We start from the raw sequence: 24455 nt of genomic DNA, 5'->3' as shown, positions 1-24455 counted from the left end.
CCCCACGCCGGAGACCCCTTCCCCTTCCTCTGGAGTTAGACATGCCTCTCACCACGCCTTGGCGCAGCCGTGCCCTCACCGCCGCGCTGCTCGCGGCCGTGCTGACCACCGGTACGGCCTGCGGCGACGACGCGCCGGGCACGAGCGCCGGCGGCTCGATAAAGATCGGTCTGCTCGCGTCGCTGTCCGGGACGTACCAGGCGGTCGGTACGGAGATCCGCGACGGCTTCCAGCTCTACCTGGACACGCACGACGGCAAGTTGGGCGGCCGGCAGGTCGACCTGATCGTCGCGGACGAGGGCAACGGCGCCCAGACCGCGGTCCCGGCGGCGACCAAGCTGCTCAAGCAGGACCGGGTGTCCGCGCTGACCGGCATCGTCGGTGGCGGCTCGGTCGCCGGCGTCACCCCCGTGCTCAACGAGACCAAGGTGCCACTGGTCGGCTCGAACGGCCGGCCGGAGCTCAAGGACGTCTCCCGGGTCTGGCACACCTCGTACCTCTCCGACGAGCCCGGGGCGGCGATCGCCCAGCACGTCCGCGACAACGTGAAGGGCTCCGTCTACGCGATCGGCCCGGACTACCAGGGCGGTTGGGACGAGCTGCGCGGTTTCACCGACGCGTTCGGGAAGATCGGCGGGAAGCTGGCGAACGCCGACGGCAAGACGACCTTCACGCCGTTCCCGGCCACCACCAACTTCCTCCCGTACTTCGCCCGCATCAAGGCCTCGGGCGCGGCGGCCGTCTACACCTTCTACGCTGGCAGCGCCGCCGTCGACTTCGTCAAGCAGTACGCGCAGTCCGAGATCAAGGACATCCCGCTGTACGCGGCCGGGTTCCTCACCGAGGGCGGCGTGCTCAACGCGCAGGGCGAGGCCGCCCGGGACATCTACTCGGTGCTCAACTACTCGCCCGACCTCGACAACGCGGAGAACCGCGCCTTCGTGGCCGCGTGGAAGGCGAAGCACGACGGTTCGCCGACGACCTACGCGCTCGCCTCGTACGACGCGGCGGCGGTGCTGGACCGGGCGATCGGCGCTGCCGGGAGCAACCCGACCCCGGAGGCCATCAACACGGCCATCGGTCAACTCGGTCAGATCGCCAGCCCGCGCGGCACCTGGCAGTTCTCCACCACGACGCACTCGCCCGTGCAGAAGTGGTACCTGCGGCAGGTCCGCCAGGACGGCCGGGCGCTGTCCAACACCGTCGTCGGCGACCTCGCGACCGTCGGCCGGTGATAGCGGTGGCGGCCGGCACGAACCGGATCGACCCGTACCTGATTCCGGCGTTGGACGGAGTCGCCTACGGGCTGCTGGTGTTCGTCGCCGCGTCGGGTCTGGTCTTCTGTTTCGGCGTCGCCAACATCCTCAACCTGGCGCACGGCCTGCTCTACGCGATCGGCGGGTACACCGCCGCGGCGCTGCTCGACGGCGGCTGGGCGAGTCTGGGGTTGGCCCTCGCCGTCGGTGTGCTGGCCGCCGCGGCGGCGGGGGTGCTCCTTGCCGGCCTGCTCGCACCGGTCGCCGCCGGCAACCACCTGAGTCAGGCGCTGCTGACGTTCGGGGTGGCGCTGGCCGGCGGCAGCCTGCTCGTCGCCGGCTTCGGGCCCGACAATCCGCAGGTTCGGGTGCCCGCCGCCCTGGAAGGGTCGGTGCTGGTCGCCGGTCACCGCTACGCCGCGTACCGGCTGGTGTTCATCGTCGTCGCCGCGGTGCTCGCCGTCGCGCTCTACCTGGTGGTGCGACGCACCAGGGCCGGGATGCTGGTCCGGGCGGCCGTCGACGACCCGGAGATGGTCGCCTGTCTGGGCGTGAGTCCGGCACGGATCCGGGCCGGTGTGCTCGCCGCCGCCGGCGCGCTGGCCGGTGCGGCCGGGGTTCTCGGCGCGCCCATCATCGGCCCCGGCACGGGCACCGCCGACACCGTGCTGCTGCTCTCCCTGGTGGTCGTCGTCCTCGGTGGTCTCGGGTCGATGGCGGGCACCCTGCTGGCCGCGCTCGCGATCGGCGAGATCCAGACGCTGGGAGTGGCGCTGCTGCCGTCCGCCGCGCCGTTTCTGCTGTTCGCCGCCATGGCGGCCGTGCTGGCCGTACGGGCGCGCGGCCTGGCCGGCAGATGGAGGCCGGCATGAGGGGCGAAGTGATCCGGCGGGCACGGGGTGGCATCGCGGCGGTCGTCCTGGTCGGCCTGGTCGTGGCGCCCTGGGTGGTCGACGACTACACCACGTCGATCCTCGCCCGGACGCTGGCGCTGGCCCTGGTCGGGGTGAGCGTGGCCCTGCTCACCGGCGTCGCCGGCATGCCCACCCTCGGCCAGACCGCACCGTACGCGGCGGGCGCCTACGCCTGCGCCGTGGTCGGCAGCCGAGTCTCCGACGTCGGCGTCGTGCAGCTCGTCGTCGCGGCGGCCGCCGGGGCGCTGCTGGCCGCGCTCACCGTGCCCCTCGTCGTGCACGCCCGAGGGGTGATCGTCCTGATGATCACCCTGGCCATCGGCGAACTCGTCGTCATCGTCCTCGGACGGTGGCGGTCGGTGACCGGTGGCACGGACGGGCTGGCCGGCATCCCCGCGGTCCGCCCGTTCTGGGGGCTCCCGGCCCTGGCCAGCGACCAGGCCCGTTACCTGTACGCCCTGGTCGTCGTGGCGACGCTGATCGGCGTGGTGCTGGTGCTGCTGCGTACCCGGGCCGGGCTGGTGCTGCGTGCCGGCCGCGACGACGAGACACGGCTGCGGGCCAGCGGTCACCGGGTGGCGCTGCACCTGTCCGGCGCGCACATCGCCGCCGGGGCGATCGCCGGTGCCGCCGGCTCGCTCCTGGTCGTCGCCCAGCAGTACATCTCCCCCGCCGATTTCGGCTTCGACACGTCCGCCCTGCTGCTGCTCGGTGTCGTCATCGGTGGCACCGCCTCGGTGGGCGGCGCCCTGGTGGGTGCGGCGTTGGTGATCGCCGTCCGGGACTGGCTGTTCGGGGTGCTGCCCGGCCACGCGCCGCTGGTGCTGGGCGCGCTGTTCGTGGCGACGGTCTACCTGCTGCCCACCGGCGTCAACCGAGCACGGGGTCGGCTGCGCCCGCCGGACGCCCCGGCGCACGAGCCAGCCGCCCACGATCGGGCCACCGTTGCCGAGGTGCACCGATGACCGGCCTGTTGGAAGCCCGGGAGGTCAGCGTCCGGTACGGCTCGCTCGCCGCGCTCGACGGCGTCGACCTGTGCATCCACGACGGCCAGCGGCACGCGCTGATCGGCCCGAACGGGGCCGGCAAGACGACCCTGCTCAACGTGATCGGCGGGTCCACCAGGCCGCAGCGCGGCACCGTGCGGTTCGACGGACGGGACGTCGGTCGGCTCGGGCCGGCGGCCCGGGCGCGGCGGGGCATCAACCGCATCCACCAGCGACCCGCGGTCTTTCCGACGCTCACCGCGACGGAGAACGTCGTGGTGGCCGCGCTGCCGCGGGTCATCCCGCGCCGCCGGTGGTGGCCGGGCGGACGCCGCCGCGCCGCGCAGCGCCTGGCCGGTCCGCTGCTGGACCAGATGGGGCTCACCGCCGTCGCGGCGGTGCCCGCCGGGCACCTGGCGCACGGGCAACGACGCCAGTTGGAGATCGCGATGGCCCTGGCCGGTCGCCCCCGCCTGCTGCTCCTCGACGAACCGGCGGCCGGGTTGTCCGCCATCGAGGTCGGCCGGCTGGTCGAGTTGCTCCAGGCGCTACCCAGGGCGGTCGCCGTGCTGCTGGTCGAACACCGACTGGACCTGGTGTACGCCCTCTCCGACACGGTCACGGTGCTGCGCGACGGTCAGACCCTGGCCGCCGGCACACCGGACGAGATCCGTACCTCGCCGCTGGTGCGGCAGGCCTACGCCGACGGGGTGGCCTGATGCTCACTGTGGATCGTCTCTGTGCCGGCTACGGCGGGGGAACCGTCCTGCACGAGGTCAGCCTGCGGGTGCGCCCGGGCAGCATCCAGGCCGTGGTGGGCCGCAACGGGGCGGGCAAGAGCACGCTCGTGCACACCATCGCCGGGCTGGTGCGGGCGTCCAGCGGTCGCATCGAGATCGGCGGCGTGCACGTCGCCGGCCGACAACCGCATCGCATCGCCCAGTCCGGCGTCGGTCTCGTCCCGCAGGGCCGACGGGTCTTCTCCCGGTTGACCGTGGCCGAGCACCTGCACCTGGCGGCCGCGCCGTGGCGGGCCCGCACCTCCGGCGGCGAGGGCTGGACGGTCGCCCGGACCCTGGAACTGCTGCCGAGACTGGCGGTGCGGCTGCGGCATCGTGGGTGTGAACTCTCCGGCGGCGAGCAGCAGATGCTGGCGATAGCCCGTGCGCTGCTCGGTCAACCCCGGGTGCTGCTGCTCGACGAACCGTGTGAGGGCCTCTCGCCCGATCTGGCGGCGCGGGTCCGCGAGCTCGTCAACGGTCTCGCCGCCGACGGCCTGACCGTGCTGCTCGTGGAGCAGCAACTGCAGCACGCGATCGAGATCGCGGACCGGGTGGCGGTGCTGGAGTACGGCCGGGTGGTCTACGACCGGCCGACCGCGGAGGCCCGCCGCGATCCGGCCCCACTGGCGGCGATGTTGAGCGTCGCCGCCGTTGCGCCGCCCCCGCCCAACCGACCGACCCCTCGGCTCTGGGCCGACACCCCGTAGTCACCCGACCCTTCTCGGAGAGGTAGACACCGATGACAACCGCTACGAGCGATGACACGTACACGTTCGACAACGGCGCACCGGACGCCGTCCCCCAGATGCACGCGCTGGAGTCCTTCCTGGACCCGATCACGACGCGTCGGCTGGCCCGCCCGGTGCTGGAGCCGGGCGCGACCTGCTGGGAGGTCGGGGCGGGTGGCGGCTCGATGGCCCGGCGGATGGCCCGCGCGGTCGGCGACGACGGTCAGGTGCTGGCCACCGACATCGATCCCACCCACCTGGTGGCCGAGGGTAACCTGCACGTACGCCAGCACGACGTGCGCACCGAACCGCCGCCCGGGGACGCGTTCGACCTGATCCACGCCCGGCTGGTGCTGCTGCACCTCCCCGATCGACGACGGGTCCTGCGCACCCTCACCGGCGCGCTGGCACCCGGTGGGTGGCTGGTGGTCGAGGAGTTCGACTGCACCGCGCCGCAGCGGGTGCTGACCGCGCCCACCGACGACGCCGCGAAGCTCTTCGCGCAGGTCATGGACGCCATGATGGGTGTCCTGGAGGACCACGGCGCCGACCTGGGCTGGGCGCAGGACGTGCACACCGAGATGGCCCTCGCCGGCCTGACCGACCTGGACACCATCACCCACTCGCAGAGCTGGACCGGCGGTTCGACCGGAACGTCGCTCTACGAGACCAACTCCCGCCAGTTGGAACCGGACCTGCTGGCCGCCGGGCTGTCGCCCCAGCAACTGAACGCCTTCCGGCGGCTGCTCCGTGACCCCGGGTTCGCCGTCATGTCGTACCACTTCGTCTCCACGCGGGGCCGCCTACCGAGCTGAGCAGGTGGACCACCGCGCGGAGCGCGGTCGCGCCGTCCGTACCTCTCCCGTCGCAGCACCTCCCCCCCGCTGCGCTCCGGACAGCTCTACGACGGCGTCGACCGCACCGGCCGGGCTCCCCGCAAGGGAGCCCGGCCGGCCTTGCGTGGCGCCTGGTTCACCGAGAACGGTGGAGACGGTACGTACCGCACCTGCGCTGGCTGGATGAACAGCGAGCGTCGCGCGACGGCGTCTCCGCTGCGGCCGAGCTGGTAGCAGTCGATCCAGGCCCATCCGTCGTGCTGACGGAGGTAGGACGTGGCACCTACGCGCGTCCGATCGTGCCGGTGCGTCGGGTGGCATCAGAGCGGTACCGCAAAGAGCTGGAGCAGGTCCGGAGCGGAGAGCTCGGCACCTCGTTCACGGTGGATCAGCAGGTGAAGTGGTCGGCCTACAGCGTGGATGCGGACTTCCGAGAGGTGCCAGCGAGTGAGGCGGTAGCTGAACTGTTCAACGTGGAGCCGGGGACGATGCTCCTTGAGCGTCACCTCCTTTTCGCACCCACGGCGTTCCGCAGCAGATGTCCGTCTCACGCCTGTTGCTGGACATGGTCGCTGGCACCCCGGTAGCCGACCCTGAGAACGAGCCTTGGCCCGGTGGCAACACGTCGCAGCTCTACAGCCTTGGGCACACCATCACCAGCATTCGCGAACGTCCCGCCTGGAGATTGCCGACGCCGGACGAGACCGAGGCGCTGCGCATCCCTGGTGGAGTGCCCGTCATCGTCATCACCAGACAGACCTACGTGAACGACTGGGTAGCCGAGGTCGCGCACATCGTGATGCGGTCCGACCGAGTTGAGCTGGATTACCTGATCCACCTCAGTTAAGCGACCGCGCCGAGGAGCGCGTCAGGCAGGGTTCGCCTCGCTCCTGTCAGACTGCCTGGGTGTTCGTCAGACTTGCCAAAATGTTCAGGAGGATCTGACCGGGCCTGGAGGGGACGGCGCGGGCATCACCCTTCCAGGCCCCGGCTCAGCGCGGAGTGGTTTCCTGGTCGGCCAGAACGATCAGATCGTCGGGGCGGGCCGACAGCGGCGCCGTCGCCCCGTCGAGCCACACGAGATAGCCCACCGGCGGACCTGACCGACCCCACCGGGCACCGATGATCGTGGCCAACCGCGCATGGTGCGGCTGCGTGAGCAGGCGTACCCGGGTACCCGGCGCGTGTCCGTCGTCGGCGACGATGAGCAGCGCGTCGAGGATCTGCCGGACCCCGGCGACGGGCAACCCCGGAACCCACGGCTCGCCCGCGTACCCCAGACGCGGCGTCATCATCGAGCTCAACAGCGCGGCCTGCCGGGTCGCCTCCTGGCGGACCTGCCCGTCCAGGCTGCGTTCGGCCACGGTCAGCGCCTTCTGGATGTTCGACCAGAGAGCCAGTGGCTCCTGCTCGAGCAGGCGGCGGGCCTCGCGGTCGATGTCGGCGCAGGCCGTGTCGAGCGCGGTGTCCTCGCCGAGTTCCGCGATCCAGGCGAGGTCCCCCACCTCGGGCAGCAGCCCTGGCGACTCGGCCACGATCACGATGTACAGCATCGCGAGCAACTCCTCGCGGCCCTCGCCGTGATAGAGCGATCCCACCCCGCTGCCCGTGCGCCCACGGCTGGGCGGGAACCGCTCGACGAGGTGCCGCGCGCGGCCGTGGGGCAGGACCGCGGCCCGCCTGCTGTCCGACACCCGCTCCTCGAACGACCGCCGCTCACGACGTTCGACGAGCAGTTGGCGATGCGGGTCGAACCCGACCGGATAGATCGTCCGCCCGTACCTGGAAAGGGTTTCGCCGGGCCGGAGGCCGACCGACTCGAGTTGCCGGGCTGCCTCCGAGTAGGCCAAGCCAGCCCGGGCGGCGTGTTCACGGATGGCGCGCTTGCGGGCGCGTCCCGGGGCTGGGGTCCGGCGGGGGGTGGAATCAGACATGACGCCTCCGGTGCAGCCCCACGCACTCCACCGAGCAGGCGGCGTGACCGGCACGCCGGGAGTCGACAGATCGGCGCGGAGTCGGAGACTCTTGGCCCCAAGCATGTGGTCAGGCGTGGGCCACCACATCGGGCGCTGGCAGGCGCTCTGCCGTGGCCAGCATATCGTGACGCCGGCTGTCGGTGTGGATGTGCACGCCCCGGCCGCCCTCCCTGGCCGCGCCGGTGTCGGCCCGTGTCAGCCGGTGTCGGTGGCGTGTCGGCGCGGTGTCAGCGGGTCCGCGCAGAGTGGGCGCATGACAGCTGATCTGGTGATCGAGGCCGAGGGCCTCGTGAAGACATTCGGGAAGACGAGAGCGCTGCAGGGCGTGGACCTCGCCGTTCCCCGCGGCACGGTGCTCGGGGTGCTCGGGCCCAACGGCGCCGGCAAGACCACCGCCGTGCGCATCCTCTCCACCCTGCTCACCCCGGACGGCGGGACCGCCCGAATCGGCGGTTTCGACGTGGTACGGGACGCCGAGCGCGTTCGGCAGAGCATCGGCCTCACCGGCCAGTACGCCTCGGTCGACGAGGACCTGACCGGGCGGCAGAACCTGGAGCTGTTCGGCACCCTGCTGGAGCTGGGCCGCAGCGGCGCCCGCCGACGGGCCGCCGAGTTGCTCGACTGGTTCGACCTGACCGATGCCGCGAACCGGCCGGCCAAGACCTACTCCGGCGGCATGCGGCGACGGCTGGACCTGGCCGCCAGCCTCGTCGGCTCCCCCGACGTGATCTTCCTGGACGAGCCGACGACCGGGCTCGACCCGGCCAAGCGCGAGGACATGTGGGACGTGGTCCGCTCGCTTGTCAACAACGGCTCGACGGTGCTGCTCACCACCCAGTACCTGGAGGAAGCCGACGCGCTCGCCGACGCGATCACGGTGATCGACCACGGCCGGGTCATCGCGCACGACACCCCCGAAGGGCTCAAGCGGGTGGTCGGCGGGCAGACCCTGGAGGTCCGGCCGTCCGACCCGGCGCAGCTGCCCCGCACCGCGGAGATCCTGACCCAGGTGGGCTCCGGCGCGCCTGCCGACGAGATCCGCAAGGGCGTGCTCGCGGTGCCGGTCACCGACGACGCGGCGCTGACCGAGAGCGTCGCGCGGTTCGCCACGGCCGGCATCGCGGTCACCGAACTCTCCCTGCACCTGCCGAGCCTCGACGAGGTGTTCTTCACCCTCACCGGGCGTACGGCGTCCGAAGACGACACCACCCGCCCCCTGGAGGTCGCGGCATGAGCACTCTGACCGAGACAGCGCCCACGAGAAGCCGCGCGCTCTCGAACTCCGCGCCCAACCCCCGGCCGTTCCGGCTGGTCCGGCACTCGTTGGCGCTCGCCAAGCGCAGCCTCATCAAGACCTGGCGTACGCCCGAGGCGCTCATCGACGTCACCCTGCAACCGGTGCTGTTCCTCATCATCTTCGTGTACGTCTTCGGCGGCGCCGTCGCCGGATCGACCCACGACTACCTGCAGTTCCTGCTGCCCGGCATCCTGGCGCAGACGATCGCGACAGGAGCCATCGCGATCGGCGTCAACCTCAACACCGACATCGCCAAGGGCATCTTCGACCGGTTCCGGTCGTTGCCGATCCCCCGCTCCGCACCACTTGTCGGCGCGGTCCTCGGCGACGTCGTCCGGTACGTCATCGTCACGGTGTCGACCCTCGCGATCGGCTACGTGATGGGTTTCCGGATCGAGACCGACCTGTTCCGGGCGATCGCCGGGTGCCTGCTCGCGGTGCTGTTCGCGCTCTGCCTGAGCTGGCTGCCGGTGCTCGTGTCGATGAAGGTGCGGACCGCGGGCGCCGTGCAGGGTGTGATGTTCGCGCTGATCATGCCGCTGAGCTTCGCGTCCAACGTGTTCGTCGGCGCCGACACGCTGCCGGGCTGGATGCAGGCGTTCGTGGACGTCAACCCGATGACCCACCTGGTGGCGTCGGTACGCGGGCTGTTCCTCGGCACCCCGCTCGGCAACCACGTCTGGTGGACGCTCGCCTGGTGCGCCGGCTTCGTGGCGGTGTTCATGCCGCTGGCGCTGCGCGCGTACCGCAAGAAGATCTGACCTACGCGAGCAGGTCGTCCATCAGCTCGCGGATCCGGCTGACGGCCGCGGCGGCCGGCCGCTCGCGCCACGCGGCCAGCAACGGCTCACGCTGTTCCTCGTCCCCGAGGATGGCGCTGAGCCGTTCGCCGTTCTCGGACGGGAAGAACATCTCGATCTGGCTGCCGATCCGCTTCGCGAGGGCGGACAGTTCGCGGGCGGTGTCGACGTCATCCCGGTACGCCGCGAGTTCCGCGCCGCCCGACGCCCACGCTCCGATCACCGGCAGGTCCCGTGAGGTTAGAGCGTCGTCGCGGACGAGCGACAGCATCGCGGCCGCCTGGGCGGCGGCGTCGTTCCCCGACGCCCGCCGAGCCTCGGCGACCCGCAGGTAGAGGATCGCCGCCGTGGTCCGCAGCATTACGCGCGGCTGTGGCAGTGGCCCGGCCCAGCCGGCGAGGATGCGCGTCACCTCGTCGGCGTGAGCGATCACATCGTCGTACCGCTCGCGCTGCCAGGCCAGGCGGGCCAGGCCGAGAAGCGCCTGCGCGGCGTCCAACTGCTCCGCCTGGCCCAGTGCGGCCGTCTCCCCCAGTCGCCGCTCCGCCTCCACGTCGCCGGTGAGGGCGAGTTGCGCGTCCAGCCGGACCCGGATCGACCGTGCGTCCTGCGCGGCGCCGACCAGTTCCATGTGCTGGACGCTGCGCGTCAGCCACTCGGCCGAGCGCGCATCCCCGCCGGGAACCAAAAACTGCCCGACGGCACCCGCCGCCATGGCCATGCCCCAGTGGTCGCCGGCGGCCTCGAAGCGGTGGTACGCCTGCTCGGCGTCGCTGATCGACGCCTCTGGCAGGCCGCCGTTCTCCCGTACCGCGGCGCGCGCGAACAACCCGAGCCCCTGCACGTACGGGTCCGGGTGCGCGATCATCTCGGTCGCGCTCTTCAGGTTCTGCTCCAGATCGGACACGTCGAAACTGGGCAGCGCCGACGCGAGCGCGGTCAGCCGGGACGACACCCCGCCGGGACGTTCGGCCAGGAGCGTCCGCAAGGCCCGCCGGGCCAGCACGGCGGGCCGCAGATCGGCGCTGACGCCGGCGTTCACGCTGATCACCACGCACGTCCAGGCCAGCCGGTCGGCGTTGGGCAGTGGCCGCCCGCTGGCCGCGCCACGCATGATCGCCGACCGCAGCCGTCGCTGCGGGTCGTCGGCGTGCAGGAGCCCGCGCGCCCAGGCGAGGACCTCAAGGTGCAGGCCACGCACCGACCAGAGGTGGAACAGCGCGGTGGCGACGTCGACGGCGGCGGGCTCGTCGTCGGCTCCCATCGCCCACCGCAGGCCCGCGACCAGGTTGTCCTGCTCGGCGGCGCAGCGGTGCAGCGCCTCGACCTGGCCAGGGCCGATGAAGCGGCCGGTGAGTGCGATGGCCTGCTCGCGGGCCCACCGGACCAGGCCGGCCATGGCCTGGTCACGGGCGCCGGCCGCGTCCAGCCGGGCCTCGCCGTACTCACGGACCGTTTCGAGCATTCGGTAGCGGGGCGGGCCGTCCCCCTCGACCAGGGTCAACAGGGACTGTTCGACGAGGGTCGCCAGGCCGCGACGTACGTCCGGGGCCTGCGCGACGGCGGCGGCGAGGTCCGCGGTGAACGGTGCGGGAATGACCGCGACCCGCTGCAACAGTTCGCGGTCGTCCTCGGCGAGCAGTTCCCTGCTCCAGTCGACCAACGCCCACAGGCTCGCGTGCCGCTCGGGCAGGCCGCGCAGGGCGTCGTCGAGCAGCGCGAACCGGTCGGTCAGCCCGGCGAGCACGTCGTCGATCGGCATGTGCCGCAGTCGCGCGGCGGCCAGTTCGAGCGCCAACGGCAGGTTGTCGAGCCGGTGGCACAGGGCGAGCGCCCGTTCGGTGTCCCAGGTCGGCACCGCGCCACCGGCCCGCGCCCGGGACTCGACAAGCGCTAGCGCGTCGGCGTCCGGCAACGCGGTCAGCCGGTGCACCAACTCGCCGACCAGACCCAGTGGGGCTCGGCTCGTCGCGAGCACCGCGACCTCCGGCGAGGCCGCCGCCACCAGGTCCGCGACGACGACGGCCACCGCGTCGAGCACGTGCTCGCAGTTGTCCAGCACCAACAGCCCGTCCAGGTCCGGCGCCACGGCGCGCAGCCGCTCCTCGGGGCTGAGGACCCGCCGTTCCAGACCCAGGTTGCCGCCGGTCGCCGTGGTGTCCGCGCCGCCGAGCACGGCGAGCACCGTGGGCAGCACCTCGTCGGGCGAGCGCAGGCCGGCGAGTTCGATCACGCGTACCGCCTGCCCGGCCGCCGCCGTGCGCCTCGCCACCTCGGCGGCGAGACGGGTCTTGCCCGCCCCGCCGGTCGCCACGATCGTCACGACGGGCACCTCGGCGAGCGCGCCGGTGACGGCCTCGACGTCCCGCTCCCGCCCCAGCAGGGCGGCCATGGGGCGGCGCCACGCGGCGGGCAGCGTGATCCGCGCCTGTTGCCGGGACGGCGCCGCGGCGGGCGGGGCGGTGAGTTCACCGCGCAGCAACGCCAGGTGGACGTCTGTGATCACCGGAGACGGGTCAGTGCCGTACCTGTCGGCCAGGTCGGCGCGCAGCCGCTCGACCACCTCCAACGCCTCCGCCTCGCGCCCCTGGGCGGCCAGCACCCGGACGAGCAGGGCGGCGGACGGCTCGTCCGGTGGCGTACGCGCGACGAGTCGGCCCAGGTCGACCTCGTCGAACGGGCCCACGCCGGCGAGTGCCGCCTGCGCGCGCAGCGCGGCGACCTCCGCGAACAGGCGGGTGTCCTCGGCGCTGACCAACTCCGGCACCTCGGGGAACAGGGCTCGCGCCTGATCGGCGAGGCCGCGGGCGGCACGGAGGTCACCGCACCGCAGCACGGTGCCAGCCTGCTCGACGAGCGCGCGCGCCTCGACCGCGTCGACGGTGACCTCCTCGGCGGGCAGCCGGTATCCGCCCGGCACCGCGACCACGGGCAGCCCGAGACGGCGTACCCGGGACACGAGCGCCTGGACGGCGCCGGTCGCGTCGTCGGGTGGCGTGCCGTCCCAGACGGCGTCCACGAGCAGGCTCACGGAGACCGCCCGCCCACGCGCGTCGACGAGCGCGCGGAGCACCGCCGCGAGCCGTTCACCCCGAACGGGCTGGCCGTCGACGGCGAGTGGGCCAAGGGTCGCGATGTGCACGGACCCAGCATCCCCCACGCGCGCACGGACCCGACGACCACCGGTCCGCCAGGCTGATCACGTTCCCGTGACCGGCTTGACAGCCCATGATTTGCTTAGGTTAGCCTAACCTCATGAAGAGCGAGTTGGCGTCGGTCAACGGGGAGCGCAGCCTGTCCGGCGTCGACCTCCGCCTGGGCTATCACGGTGTGCCGGTGGTGCACGGTGCCGTGATCAACCTCCGCGCGGGTGCCGTGACGGCACTCGTGGGGCCTAACGGCAGCGGCAAGTCCACCCTGCTGCGGGCGCTGGCCCGGCTGCACCCGATCGAGGCCGGAATGGTGCACCTCGCCGACGGCGTCACCGCCGCCGGCCTCGCGGCCCGGGAGTTCGCCCGGCGGGTCACCCTGCTCGCCCAGAGCCGGCCGGTGCCCAGCGGGGTCACCGTCCGCGACGTCGTCGGGTACGGCCGCCACCCCTACCGGGGGCGCTGGCGCACCGAGGATCCCGACGGTCCCGCCGCCATCGCACGCGCCATGAACGTCACAGGCGTCGCCGCGATGGCCGACCGTCCCGTCGACGAACTCTCCGGAGGCGAGTTGCAGCGGGTGTGGTTGGCCACCTGCCTCGCCCAGGACACTCCGGTGCTGCTCCTCGACGAGCCCACCACCTTCCTCGACCTGCGCTACCAGGTGGAGATCCTCGACCTGGTCCGTGACCTCGCGGACGATCACGGCGTCGCCGTCGGCGTCGTGCTGCACGACCTCAACCAGGCGGCCGCCGTGGCGGACGAGGTGGTCCTGTTGCACCAGGGCCGGGTCCGCGCCACCGGCACCCCGGCAACGGTGTTCACCGAGAACGCCCTCACCGAGACCTACGGCATCCGCATCGAGGTGACCATCGATCCGCTCAGCGGACTGGTCACCACTCGCCCCGTCGGGCGGCACCAGATCCGCGCCCTGGTCTGAACAACCCTCATCCACAGCAGAGAAAGACCGTCATGACCCGTACCCGTTTCACCGCCCTCATCGCCGTCGTGGCCGCCCTGACGCTCGGCGCCTGCGGCACCACCGAGAACGCCGCCGCCCCCGAGACCTTCGCCTCGGCGGCCAGTGGTCCGGTCACCCTCACCGACAGTCGGGGCAAGGAGATCACCCTCAAGGCGCCGGCGACCAAGGTCGTCGGGCTGGAGTGGGGCGAGGTCGAGATGCTGGTCAGCCTCGGCGTCATGCCCGTCGGTGTCGCCGACCCCAAGGGCTACGGCACCTGGGTCACCTCCGCGAAGCTCGACCCGGGCGTCAAGGACGTCGGCACTCGCGGCGAGCCCAGCGTCGACTCGATCGTCGCCCTCCAGCCCGACCTCGTCGTGATGGAGGACGACCGGGGCGCCAACATGGTCAGCCAACTGGAGAAGTTCGTGCCCGTCGTGGTCGCCAAGGGCAGTGACGCCACCGACAACCTCGGCCGGATGCGCAGCGACCTCAACATGATCGCGAAGGCGGTCGGCAAGACCACCGAGGCGGAGAAGCTGCTCGCCGACTTCGACGCGGCCATCGCCGACGGCAAGAAGAAGATCGCCGACGCGGGTGCCGCCGGCCGGCCGTTCGCCATCGCCGACGGCTGGAAGGAGGGCAGCACCGTCAGCATCCGAATGTTCGGCAAGGGCGCGTTGGTCTCCCAGATCGGCATCCAGCTCGGCCTCACCAACGCCTGGACCGGCAAGACCGATGAGGCGTGGGGCCTCGGCCAGACCGACGTCGAGGGCATGACGGTCCTCAAGGACCCGAACACGCACCTCTTCTACAACGCCTCCGACGGCGACGACGTGTTCGCCGACGGTCTCGCCGGCAACGCCATCTGGAAGTCGCTGCCCTTCGTGCGGCAGGGCAACCTGCACAAGATGCCCAACGGCGTCTGGACCTTCGGCGGTCCGCTCTCCGGCAAGCAGTACATCGACGAACTCGTCAAGACGTACGCGGTGTGAGCGTGCTGAACGCACCCCCACGCCCGGAGCCGGCCACCCGGCCGGCTCCGGGCGGACGGCTGGCCGTACCCCGCGTCGCCGGTGTCTTCGTCGTCGCGATCCTGCTGCTGCTCGTGGTCGGCGCGCTGCACCTCACCCAGGGCACCTCGAACGTCGGCGCCCTCGACCTGCTGCGGCTCGCGGCCGGCGCCGACGACGAGGCGGCCCGCGTCCTGATCGCCTCTCGGCTGCCCCGGCTCCTCGCCGGGCTGGCCATCGGCGTGGCGCTCGGGTTCGCCGGGGCGGCGTTGCAGTCGATCGCCCGCAACCCGCTCGCCTCCCCCGACACCCTCGCGGTCAACGCGGGCGCCCACCTCGCGATCGTGGCCGTCGCCGCGTTCGGCGTCTCGCTGCCCGCGCTGCCCGCCGGCGGCCTCGCCTTCTGCGGCGGGCTGGCCGCCGCCGGCCTGGTGATGGCGATGTCCTCCGGCGGGCAGGCCGGCACCACCCGCCTGATCCTCGCCGGCTCGGCGACCGCGCTGGCGCTCGGGTCGGTGACCACCCTGTTGCTGCTCCTGTTCGAGCAGGCAACCATCGGGCTGTTCGCCTGGGGGAACGGCTCGCTGGTGCAGAGCGACCTGACCGCGCTGACCCAACTCGCTCCGGTGATCGTCGGCGCCGCCGTCGTGCTGGTGCTGCTCGGCCACCGCCTCGACATCCTCGCCCTCGGCGACGACACCGCCACCGTGCTCGGCCTCGACGTGCGGCGCACCCGGCTCACCGTCATGGTGCTGGCCGTGCTGCTCTCCGCCGCGGCCGTCACCCTCACCGGCCCGGTCGGCTTCGTCGGCCTCTGCGCGCCGGTGATCGTCCGGCTGCTCGCCCCCGTGGTGCCGGGGGTGCACCGGCACCGCATCCTGCTGCCCCTGTCCGGCATCGCCGGGGTCATCATCGTGCTCGGCTCCGACGTGCTGCTGCGGGCCGTGATGGGCGGGCAGGCGGGCGTCGACATCCCCACCGGCGTGGTCACCACCCTGTTCGGTGCGGCGATCCTCATCTGGCTGGCCCGCCGGCACCGCGACGCGGGCCCCACCCGCCGTCCGCCCGGTGGCCACGCGGCCGTCCGCTCCGCCGCCTTCCACCACGGCGTCGTCGCCGTCACCGCCGTCCTGACCGTCGGCGCCGTGGCGGTCGGCATGCTCGCCGGTGACACCTGGGTGCTGCTCGGTGACGTGGTGAACTGGCTCAACGGCAGCACCGGGCCCGCGTACACCTTTGTGCTGGACCAGCGGTGGCCGCGCGTCGCCGCGGCGGTCCTGGCCGGCGCGGCGCTCGCGGTCGCCGGCACCACCGTGCAGGCGGTCTGCCGCAACCCGCTGGCCGAACCCGGCATCCTCGGCATCACCGCCGGTGCCGGGCTCGGGGCCGTCTCCCTGCTCACCTTCGTGCCGCTGGCCGGGGTGTGGGCCGTCTCCGGCGTCGCCGGGCTCGGCGCGATGCTGGCGTTCGCCCTGGTCTACGGCCTGGCCTGGCGCGGCGGGTTGAGCTCGGACCGACTGGTGCTGATCGGCTTCGGCGCCTGGCAGGGCGGCATGGCGGTCATCACCTACCTGGTCGTCGCCTTCGACCCGTGGAACACCGGGAAGGCGTTGACCTGGCTGTCCGGCTCCACCTACGGTCGGATGCCCACCCAGGTGCTGCCGGTGCTGATCGCCCTGCTGGTGCTCACCCCGGCCGTGGTCGCCGCCCGCCGGGAACTCGACCTGATGGCGTTGGACGACGACACCCCCCGGGTGCTGGGCGTCCGCCTGGAACGCACCCGGTTGGTCGCGCTCGGCGCGGCGGCGCTGCTCACCTCCACCGCCGTCTCGGCCGTCGGGGTCATCGGCTTCGTCGGCCTGGTCGCCCCGCACGCCGCGCGGGCGCTCGTTGGCGGGCGGCACTCCCGGGTGCTTCCGGTGGCCGCCCTGCTCGGCTCGGCGCTGGTCAGCATCGCCGACACCCTCGGCCGGACGGTCATCGCTCCGGCCCAGGTCCCCGCCGGCCTGGTCACCGCCATGATCGGCACCCCGTACTTCGTCTGGTTGCTGTGGCGCTCCCGCGCCGTGGCGAGCACCACCCGGTAGAGCCGGCCCGAGTCGAGAGAGGCACCATGACCGAGACCCTGCCCATCGCCCCGTGGCGCGTGTTCGCCGTCACCGTCCACGCGGTACGCCGACTCAGCCCGTCCTTCACCCGGGTGACCTTCACCGGGGCGGACCTGGACCGCTTCGCCGACAACGGTTACGACCAGCGGATCAAACTGGCGCTGCCGCTGCCCGGTCAGCGCGGGGCGACCCTGCCGCACGGAGCGGACTGGTACGCGACGTGGCGGGCCCTGCCCGAGCACCTGCGCAACCCGATCCGCACCTACACGGTGCGGGCGGTCCGCCCGCACCTGGCCGAGGTCGACGTCGACCTCGTGCTGCACGGCGACAGTGGCCCGGCGACGCGCTGGGCCCGGCGGGCCAGCGTCGGCGACGAGATCGCCCTGGTCGGGCCGGACGCCGGCTTCGACGGCAACCACGGCGGGGTCGAGTTTCGACAGTCGACCGGCGGCACCCTTCTGCTGGCCGGGGACGAGACCGCCGTGCCGGCGATCAGCAGCATCTGCGAGCGGCTCCCCCACGACGCCCGGGGCACGGTCGTGCTGGAGGTGCCCGACGCCGCCGACGTGTTGCCGCTGGTCGCGCCGCCCGGCGTCGAGGTCCGCTGGCTGTCCCGGGGCGCCGACGGGTACGGCAGCCACCTGGTGCCCGCCGTCGTCGCCGCGGCCGGGGAACTGCTGGCCCCCGACGCGTCGACGGCCGTCCAGCCCGTGCCGGACGTGGACGTGGACACCGAGATCCTGTGGGAGGTGCCCGAGGAGGTGGCCTCGGTGCCGCTGTACGCGTGGCTGGCCGGGGAGGCCGGCGTCATCCGTCACCTACGCCGGCACCTCGTGGCCGACCGGGGTCTGGACCGCCGGGCGGTGGCCTTCATGGGTTACTGGCGTCTCGGCCACGCCGACGCCGACTGACAGTGCCACGAGGCGCACCACGCCGGACGGCCGCGAGGCGCACCACGCCGGACGGCCGTGAGGTGCGTCGGAGGCCGTGGGGCGCGTACCGTTTCGGGTCGGACTTGGGGCGGGCCGGCTGGAGCCGGCGCGGGATACGGGACGAGACAACGACGCATGACGGTGGACAACATTACCGAAAACGGTCAAGAGGGTATTGACCGAAGCCGGCTGGAGGCCTGCCTCAGCGTCTTCGAGGCGCTGGAGGCGCTGCCCTCCGACCACCCCGACGTGGTGCGGGTGCAGCGGGCCACCGCCCGGCTCTACAAGGTGATCAAGCAGCGGCGGCGGGAGGAGCGGCGGGACGCCATCCTCGCCGCCGACCGCGCGGTGACGGAGGCCACCGCCACCGGGGCACCGGGGCGCATCGACGACGAGACGCAGGGCATTCCGCTCGCCTCCTCCGCCGCGGGCGAGACGGCGGGATTCCTGCACAACCCCCGCGGCTGCTACGTCTGCAAGCAGCGCTACCGCGAGGTGGACGCCTTCTACCACCAGCTCTGCCCGTCCTGCGCCGCGCTCAACCGGGAGCGCCGCGACGCCCGTACCGACCTGACCGGTCGGCGCGCGCTGCTCACCGGTGGCCGAGCCAAGATCGGCATGTACATCGCGCTGCGGCTGCTGCGCGATGGCGCGCACACCACGGTGACGACGCGGTTCCCGCACGACGCGGTCCGCCGGTTCGCCGCGATGCCCGACAGCGGGGACTGGCTGCACCGGCTGCGCATCGTCGGCATCGACCTGCGCGACCCCGCCCAGGTGATCGCCCTCGCCGACGACGTCAGCAGCCAGGGCCCCCTCGACATTCTGATCAACAACGCGGCGCAGACCGTCCGCCGGTCCCCCGGGGCGTACGCGCAGCTCATCGCCGCCGAGGCCGCGGCCCTGCCGGACGGCCCGCTGCCGGAGCTGATCACGTTCGCCAAGCCGGACGGGCCGGGCGGCCCGGTGGGCAGCCTGACCGCTGGACCACAGTCGACCGCGCTCACCCCGCACGCGCTCACCGCGCTGGCGCTCACCAGCGGCTCGGCCTCACCGGAACGGATCGCGGCGTCCACGGCCATCGACGCCGGGGGCCTCGTGCCCGACCTCGACTCGGTCAACAGCTGGGTCCAGCGGGTGCAGGAGGTGGACCCGGTCGAGCTGCTCGAAGTGCAGCTGTGCAACGTCACCGCGCCGTTCGTGCTGGTCAGCCGGCTGCGCCCGGCGATGGCCGCCGCTTCGGCCCGCCGCAAGTACGTGGTGAACGTGTCGGCGATGGAGGGCCAGTTCGGCCGCGGTTACAAGGGGCCGGGGCACCCGCACACCAACATGGCAAAGGCGGCGCTGAACATGCTCACCCGCACCAGCGCGCAGGAGATGCTGACCGACGGCATCCTGATGACCAGCGTCGACACCGGCTGGATCACCGACGAACGCCCCCACCCGACGAAGATGCGGCTGGCCGACGAGGGCTTCCACGCCCCACTGGACCTGGTCGACGGCGCGGCCCGGGTGTACGACCCGATCGTCCGGGGCGAGCAGGGCGAGGACCTGTACGGCTGTTTCCTGAAGGACTACGCGCCCTGCGCCTGGTGATCGCCCCGCCCGACGGGATGATCGCCCCGCACCACGAAGGAGAAGAAACATGTCAGCTGACCGTGAACCGTGGCCGACGCTGGACGAGCTGCTGCGCGAGGAGAACGAGCTGGAGCTCGCGGGCCTGTCCGAGACCGACGCGTACGAGCTGGGGATGCTCGCCGTCGCCGCCGCGACCGAGCGGCGGCTGCCGGTCTCGGTGGGTGTGTGGCGGGCCGGACGGCAGCTGTTCCACTGTGGCCTGCCGGGGTCGACGGCGGACAACGACGCGTGGCTGCGCCGCAAGGGGCGGGTCGTGATGCGGTTCGAGCACTCCTCGCTCTACATGGCCCGGCTGTGCCAGGACAAGCAGGTGACGCTGGCGGAGAGGTTCGGCCTGCCGGCCTCGCGGTACGCGGCGGCCGGGGGTGCGGTGCCCCTGCGCGTGCGCGGCACCGGCGTGGTGGGCTGGGTCGGTGTCTCCGGGCTGCCGCAGGTGGACGACCACCGCTTCGTGGTCGACATCCTCCGCAAGCTCCCCCGCTAGGGGCGGTCCCGGCGGCCTCGCGACGAGGCCGCCGGGTCACCCGCTCAGTGTGCGCGTCGGTTGGCGCGCAGGGCGCCCAGGAGCACGCCGGGCCGGGCCAGCGAACGCGGGTGCTCGCGCATGGAGACGACGTCGTTGAACCGCCGCGCGGTCGTCACGTCCGTGACGGTCGCGGCGATGATCTGCCCACTGGCCCACCTGGAGAGCCGGTAGCCGCGCGGGTAGGGCCCGTCGACGTGGGGCAACGCCAGGTCCGCCGAGGTCGACAGCGACCAGGCGGCATCGACCACGACCTTCTGTAGCGCGAGGAAGTGGCGCGCGGGCGCCCGCAGATCCGGGCCGGACCGGAGGTACGTCGACAGGCACGCCGCGTGCAGGGCCGCCGCCGTCATGCCCTGCCCGTACACCGGGTTGAACGAGGCGACGGCGTCGCCGACGCTGATCAGGCCGGCCGGGAACCGCTTGAGCGCGTGGAAGTCCCGTCGCCGGCTGTCGGCGTGGTGGTAGGTCTGGACGTCACCGATCATCTCCTGGTCGGCGACCTCGCCGAACTCGGGCGGGAACTGCTCCCGCAGGCGGCGGACGAAGTCCTCCGCGGTGCGCCCCGGGCGGTCGTTGCCGTAACCGGCCATCATGGTCATCCACCGGCCGTCCTCGATGGCGAAGAACGCGGCCCCGGCCACGTCCGCCGCCGTCCTGGCGGTGTTCAGTGCCAGCACGACCGTCGAGGCCGGGGTGACCTCCGGGCGACGGAACAGGGCGGTCGCGTAGTTGAGGTGCACGGTCATCCGCCGGGTGACCGGCCGGTCCCAGTCGGCCCGTTCCAGCCAGTCCGACAGTTTGCTGGACCGCCCCATGGCGTCCACCACGAGGTCGCCGCGCTCCACACCGGTCACCCCGCCGACCTCACAGCGGACCCCGGTGACCGCGGTGCCGTCGAACACGAGGCCGGTGGCGCGGGCGGTGATCGTCTTGACGTTGGGCAGTCGAAGCACCTGCTGGCGGATCAGGCCCTCCAACAGCGGCCGACTGCCCGCCAGGCTGTCGGCGTCGTCGGGGACGACGACCTTCGGACGCCCGTCGAGGTAGTTGCGCCGGGACGCGGGCGGCGCCTCGATCGCTCCGCGCGCCAGTGCCTCCTCGCGGAATCCGGGAAACAGTCGCTCCAACTGGAAGAGGCCGCCGGGCAGCAGCGCGTGCAGCTGTGTCCCCTGGGGTACGCCGGGCCGCGCTCCGGTCACCTGCGGGTCGTCCCGGTCGATGATGACGACGGTGTCGGCGTGGTCGGACAGCACCCGGGCGGCCAGCAGACCGGCGACGCTGCCGCCGACCACGACGGCCGTCCCCATCGTCGGGGACGGCTGGTCAGGGGGTCGAGCAGCGTTCAGCTCTGCGAAGACCCGGGACGGGGAGAGGGACATCGTGCTCTCCAAGGGGGTAACGAGGTGTGTGCCCTCCCCGGTGACTGTCCGCGACCGTTCGCGGACAGACCGGTGGACGGTCGTTCGACGTGATGCCCGCCGATCGTCGCACAACCGCCTGAATGGCAACCGGCTGTGTCCGCCAGATGACCACCTGTTGGCCGATGGGTTCGACCGGGTGGACGATTGGACAGGTCAGGTGGCGCGCCCGCTGGCCGACTGTCACGATCTCCGGCATGCCCGTTGCGCGTCGTACTCTGCTCGGGGTCGGCCTGGCCGCCGCGACCTCCGCCCTCACCGGTTGCGGCGACAACGGCGCGACGGGTCCCGGTGCTGCGGCCACCGGCGACGCGGTGACCGGGACGGACGCCGCCGGGAACCGGGTCGGGTTCGGTTCGGGGGGAAATATCAGGTCACCGTCCGCCGCACCGGGCGCACCGGTCCCCCCGAGCGACGGCCCCCCACCGGCCGGTCAGGCCCCCTACGCGCGGGACGTCACCGCCCTGCTCCGGCGACACCTGCCCGCCACGCCGCAGACCTTTCAGCACAAGGGTTTCCCCGGTGCGGTCGCTCTCGTCCTGGTGGACGGGAAGATGACGGTGCACACCGCCGTCGGCGAGGCGCTGCGTTACGGCGCGGGCCCGAAGCTGCTCACGGCGAGCCAGCGCGTCGCGATGCGCCCGGACTCCATCTTCGACCTCGCCTCGGTCACCAAGGTGTACACGGCCATCCTGCTGTTGCAGCAGGTCGACAAGGGGCAGGTCGACCTCGGCGCTCCGGTGCGCGACTACCTGCCCGCGTTCACCGGCACGGGCAAGCAGCAGATCACCGTCGAGATGCTGCTCACCCACACCAGCGGCCTCCCCGTCGGCGCCAAGGTCACCGGCCTGCCCGACAACGCGGCCCGGTGGAACGCCGTGCTCACCACGCCGCTGGTTCCCGGCGCCGTGCCCGGGAACACGTTCCGCTATTCCAGCGTCGGGCTCATGGTCGCCGGCAAGATCGTCGAGAAGGTCACCGGCCAGCGGCTCGACCAGGCACTCCGGACGAACCTCACCAGCCCGCTGGGCCTGCGCGACACCGGCTTCAACCCCAACAGCTGGGTGTCCACCACCTCCAGGGCCAACCGTCTGGTCGCCACCGACGCCCGCTCGTCCCGGGGCCTGCTGCGGGGCACCGTCCACGACGACGTCGCCAACCACCTCGGTGGCATCGCCGGGCACGCCGGCATCTTCGCCTCCGCGACCGATCTCGCGGCAATCGGTCAGCTACTGCTGAACGAAGGCACCTACCAGGGCAAGCGGATCCTCGCCGCGGCGACCGTGCGCCGGATGCTCAGCAACCACAACGCCGGCAAACCCGCCATCGACCCCGAGCGACCCAACCGGACCTCGGCGCACGGCCTCGGGGTCGTCCTCAACCAGAGCTGGTTCATGGGGAGGCTCGCCTCGGCCCGGACCTTCGGGCACACCGGGTTCGCCGGCCCCTCGCTCCTGGTCGCGCCCGACCGCAAACTCGTCCTGGCGCTGCTCACCAACCGCGCGCACCCCAACTGGAGTTGGTCGAACCCCGACCCGGTCCGCGCCGCCGTCGGCGACCTGCTCGCCGCGGCGGTCAGCTGACCGGAAGGTGTGGACCATCGCGCCGCACCCTGACACGATACTTGCGCTAGTAGTGCAAATACTTCGTCCCTCAAGGTGGAGGATCGATGCACACATCTCGCCGGAGGCTGCTCTCCGTGCTGGCCGGGGTCGCCCTCGCGGCCAGCCTGTCCGCCGTCGCCGTTCCCCGCGCCGCCGAAGCCGCCGCCACCCCGACCCACCGCCCAGTGATCTTCGTGCACGGCAGCGCGGGATCGGCGGCGCAGTTCGAGTCCCAGGCCAAACGGCTGGCCAGCAACGGCTACCCGACCGACATCATCGAAGCCCATGAGTACGACTCCCCGAACATCGCGACCATCCTGCCCCAGGTGTACGCGGGGCTCGACGCGCGGATCTCCCGCCTGCTGGCGGCCACCGGCGCCGACCGGGTCGACCTCGTCGCGCACTCGCTGGGCACCTTCGTCACGCAGGGCTATCTCACCAGCTCGCCGGAACGGGCCGCCCGGGTCGCCCACTACGTCAACCTGGACGGGCGCACCGCGACCTCCCCGCCGGGCGGGGTGCCCACCCTCGCGATCTGGGGCGAGGGCGACCCGGCCCGCGCCGTCGTCGGCGCGACAAACGTGCACCTGCCCGACCAGTCGCACACCCAGACCGTGTCGTCGACGGAGTCGTTCGGCGAGATCTTCCGATTCCTCCAGGGCCGCGCGCCCCACACCACACGGATCGTGCCCCAACTCCTCGGCGCCGCCCGGGTCTCCGGTCGCGCCGTGCTCTTTCCGAGCAACGTCGGCGTCACCGGTGCGACTCTCGAGGTCTACCCGGTCAGCCCGCTGACCGGCGGCCGACTGTCACACCGGCCCGCCCACCGGGTGTCGCTCGGTGGCGACGGCTCGTTCGGCCCCCTCCCGGTGCTCGCCACGGCCCGCTACGAGTTCGCCCTCGTGCGCCCCGGCGCCGCGACTCACCACTTCTACTTCCAGCCGTTCCTGCGCTCGGACTCGTTCGTACGCCTCGCGACGAGCGAGCCGGGTGAGGGCCTCAGCGCCCTGGTCGACACCAGCGACCGGCACACGGCGCTCACCATCCAACGGCAGAAGGAGTGGTGGGGCGACCAGGGCGACGCCGGCGACCACCTCTGGATCAACGGCAGGGATGTCCTGAACGCGGCGAACGCACCGCGCGCCAAGAGGGTGATCGGCATCTTCGCCTTCGACGACGGCAGCGACGGCGTCACGAAACTGACGGCCCCGTTGCCGGAGTTCTTCAGCCAGACCTTCATCACCGGCATGGACGTCTTCATCCCGGCGACGCCGGCACACCTCGGTCTGGTACGGATCACCGTGGGCCAACGCGGCGGCGGGTACGAGGTGATCAACGTGCCCAACTGGAGATCGAGCACCGACCGGGTGACGGTCAGCGTGGACGACTTCTGACCGCGTCGCGCGGCGGGGGGCGCCCCCCCCCGGGGCGGGGCCCCCCCCCCCCCCGGGGGCGGGGGGGGGCCCCCCCCCCCCCCCCCCCCCCCCCCCCCCCCGCCCACCCCCCCCCCCCCGCAACCCCCCCCCCCCCC

At 72.6% G+C, this 24455-nt stretch carries 20 protein-coding genes; 17 read left to right on the top strand and 3 right to left on the bottom strand.

Annotation, left to right across the window (positions count from 1 at the left end; genetic code table 11):
• Positions 1-41: 41 nt before the first annotated feature.
• The 7 genes from ACIBD9_RS26455 to ACIBD9_RS26425 all read left to right on the top strand — a co-directional run bounded on the left by ACIBD9_RS26455 (position 42) and on the right by ACIBD9_RS26425 (position 6349).
• Entirely contained in the window at positions 42-1235 is a 1194-nt protein-coding gene (locus ACIBD9_RS26455) for an ABC transporter substrate-binding protein (RefSeq protein WP_387174693.1), read from the top strand.
• Positions 1232-2128 carry a branched-chain amino acid ABC transporter permease gene (locus ACIBD9_RS26450; protein ID WP_396721733.1) on the top strand — a complete coding sequence of 299 codons (897 nt, stop codon included), beginning with the start codon at positions 1232-1234 and terminating at the stop codon, positions 2126-2128. Before ACIBD9_RS26455 ends, ACIBD9_RS26450 begins: the two co-directional genes overlap by 4 nt.
• The gene (locus ACIBD9_RS26445) at positions 2125-3135 is read left to right on the top strand and encodes a branched-chain amino acid ABC transporter permease (RefSeq protein WP_396721731.1); all 1011 of its coding nucleotides are present in this window, start codon (positions 2125-2127) and stop codon (positions 3133-3135) included. Before ACIBD9_RS26450 ends, ACIBD9_RS26445 begins: the two co-directional genes overlap by 4 nt.
• Positions 3132-3875, top strand: a complete 744-nt coding sequence (locus ACIBD9_RS26440; protein ID WP_396721729.1) for an ABC transporter ATP-binding protein — start codon at positions 3132-3134, stop codon at positions 3873-3875. Before ACIBD9_RS26445 ends, ACIBD9_RS26440 begins: the two co-directional genes overlap by 4 nt.
• Complete coding sequence (locus ACIBD9_RS26435) at positions 3875-4645, top strand: ABC transporter ATP-binding protein (RefSeq protein ID WP_396721727.1); 771 nt, start codon at positions 3875-3877, stop codon at positions 4643-4645. Before ACIBD9_RS26440 ends, ACIBD9_RS26435 begins: the two co-directional genes overlap by 1 nt.
• A gap of 32 nt (positions 4646-4677) precedes the next feature.
• Positions 4678-5481 (top strand): class I SAM-dependent methyltransferase, encoded by an 804-nt coding sequence (locus ACIBD9_RS26430; RefSeq protein ID WP_396721725.1) that lies wholly within the window; start codon positions 4678-4680, stop codon positions 5479-5481.
• A 559-nt stretch (positions 5482-6040) separates the two neighbouring features.
• Positions 6041-6349: a UTRA domain-containing protein gene (locus ACIBD9_RS26425; protein WP_396721724.1), complete on the top strand. Its 309-nt coding sequence runs from the start codon at positions 6041-6043 to the stop codon at positions 6347-6349.
• A 145-nt stretch (positions 6350-6494) separates the two neighbouring features.
• Here ACIBD9_RS26425 and ACIBD9_RS26420 read toward each other — a convergent pair whose 3' ends face one another.
• Positions 6495-7436 carry a hypothetical protein gene (locus ACIBD9_RS26420; protein WP_396721722.1) on the bottom strand — a complete coding sequence of 314 codons (942 nt, stop codon included), beginning with the start codon at positions 7434-7436 and terminating at the stop codon, positions 6495-6497.
• 295 nt (positions 7437-7731) lie between these two features.
• On the opposite strand from ACIBD9_RS26420, the gene ACIBD9_RS26415 reads away from it, so the two are divergent.
• Entirely contained in the window at positions 7732-8712 is a 981-nt protein-coding gene (locus ACIBD9_RS26415) for an ATP-binding cassette domain-containing protein (RefSeq protein WP_396721720.1), read from the top strand.
• A complete protein-coding gene (locus tag ACIBD9_RS26410; RefSeq protein ID WP_396721718.1) occupies positions 8709-9536 on the top strand; it encodes an ABC transporter permease in 828 nt (275 codons plus the stop codon). Before ACIBD9_RS26415 ends, ACIBD9_RS26410 begins: the two co-directional genes overlap by 4 nt.
• Position 9537: 1 nt before the next feature.
• Here the strand turns inward: ACIBD9_RS26410 and ACIBD9_RS26405 are convergent, their stop codons facing one another.
• Entirely contained in the window at positions 9538-12717 is a 3180-nt protein-coding gene (locus tag ACIBD9_RS26405) for a BTAD domain-containing putative transcriptional regulator (protein ID WP_396721717.1), read from the bottom strand.
• Positions 12718-12830: 113 nt separating this feature from the next.
• Here ACIBD9_RS26405 and ACIBD9_RS26400 point away from each other — a divergent pair, with 113 nt between their 5' ends.
• The 6 genes from ACIBD9_RS26400 to ACIBD9_RS26375 all read left to right on the top strand — a co-directional run bounded on the left by ACIBD9_RS26400 (position 12831) and on the right by ACIBD9_RS26375 (position 19860).
• Positions 12831-13664: an ABC transporter ATP-binding protein gene (locus tag ACIBD9_RS26400; RefSeq protein ID WP_396721715.1), complete on the top strand. Its 834-nt coding sequence runs from the start codon at positions 12831-12833 to the stop codon at positions 13662-13664.
• Positions 13665-13696: 32 nt separating this feature from the next.
• The gene (locus ACIBD9_RS26395; protein WP_396721714.1) at positions 13697-14680 is read left to right on the top strand and encodes an ABC transporter substrate-binding protein; all 984 of its coding nucleotides are present in this window, start codon (positions 13697-13699) and stop codon (positions 14678-14680) included.
• 5 nt (positions 14681-14685) lie between these two features.
• Positions 14686-16785, top strand: a complete 2100-nt coding sequence (locus ACIBD9_RS26390; protein WP_396721843.1) for an iron ABC transporter permease — start codon at positions 14686-14688, stop codon at positions 16783-16785.
• Between the two features lie 26 nt (positions 16786-16811).
• On the top strand, positions 16812-17717 hold the full coding sequence (locus ACIBD9_RS26385) for a siderophore-interacting protein (protein WP_396721712.1): 906 nt from the start codon (positions 16812-16814) through the stop codon (positions 17715-17717).
• Positions 17718-17873: 156 nt separating this feature from the next.
• Positions 17874-19334, top strand: coding sequence for an SDR family NAD(P)-dependent oxidoreductase (locus tag ACIBD9_RS26380; protein ID WP_396721710.1), 1461 nt, complete (start codon positions 17874-17876; stop codon positions 19332-19334).
• A 49-nt stretch (positions 19335-19383) separates the two neighbouring features.
• Positions 19384-19860, top strand: coding sequence for a heme-degrading domain-containing protein (locus tag ACIBD9_RS26375; RefSeq protein ID WP_396721708.1), 477 nt, complete (start codon positions 19384-19386; stop codon positions 19858-19860).
• Positions 19861-19904: 44 nt separating this feature from the next.
• Here ACIBD9_RS26375 and ACIBD9_RS26370 read toward each other — a convergent pair whose 3' ends face one another.
• Complete coding sequence (locus tag ACIBD9_RS26370; RefSeq protein WP_396721706.1) at positions 19905-21281, bottom strand: FAD-dependent oxidoreductase; 1377 nt, start codon at positions 21279-21281, stop codon at positions 19905-19907.
• A gap of 236 nt (positions 21282-21517) precedes the next feature.
• Here ACIBD9_RS26370 and ACIBD9_RS26365 point away from each other — a divergent pair, with 236 nt between their 5' ends.
• Both ACIBD9_RS26365 and ACIBD9_RS26360 read left to right on the top strand, forming a co-directional pair.
• A complete protein-coding gene (locus ACIBD9_RS26365) occupies positions 21518-22903 on the top strand; it encodes a serine hydrolase domain-containing protein (protein WP_396721704.1) in 1386 nt (461 codons plus the stop codon).
• An 86-nt stretch (positions 22904-22989) separates the two neighbouring features.
• Positions 22990-24318 carry an alpha/beta hydrolase gene (locus ACIBD9_RS26360; protein WP_396721703.1) on the top strand — a complete coding sequence of 443 codons (1329 nt, stop codon included), beginning with the start codon at positions 22990-22992 and terminating at the stop codon, positions 24316-24318.
• The last annotated feature ends 137 nt before the right edge of the window (positions 24319-24455 follow it).

The sequence above is a fragment of the Micromonospora sp. NPDC050784 genome (assembly GCF_044456765.1).
Taxonomy (GTDB): domain Bacteria; phylum Actinomycetota; class Actinomycetes; order Mycobacteriales; family Micromonosporaceae; genus Micromonospora; species Micromonospora foliorum.
The sequence above is the reverse complement of the archived record's forward strand: the minus strand, read 5'-3'. Positions and strand labels throughout refer to the sequence as shown.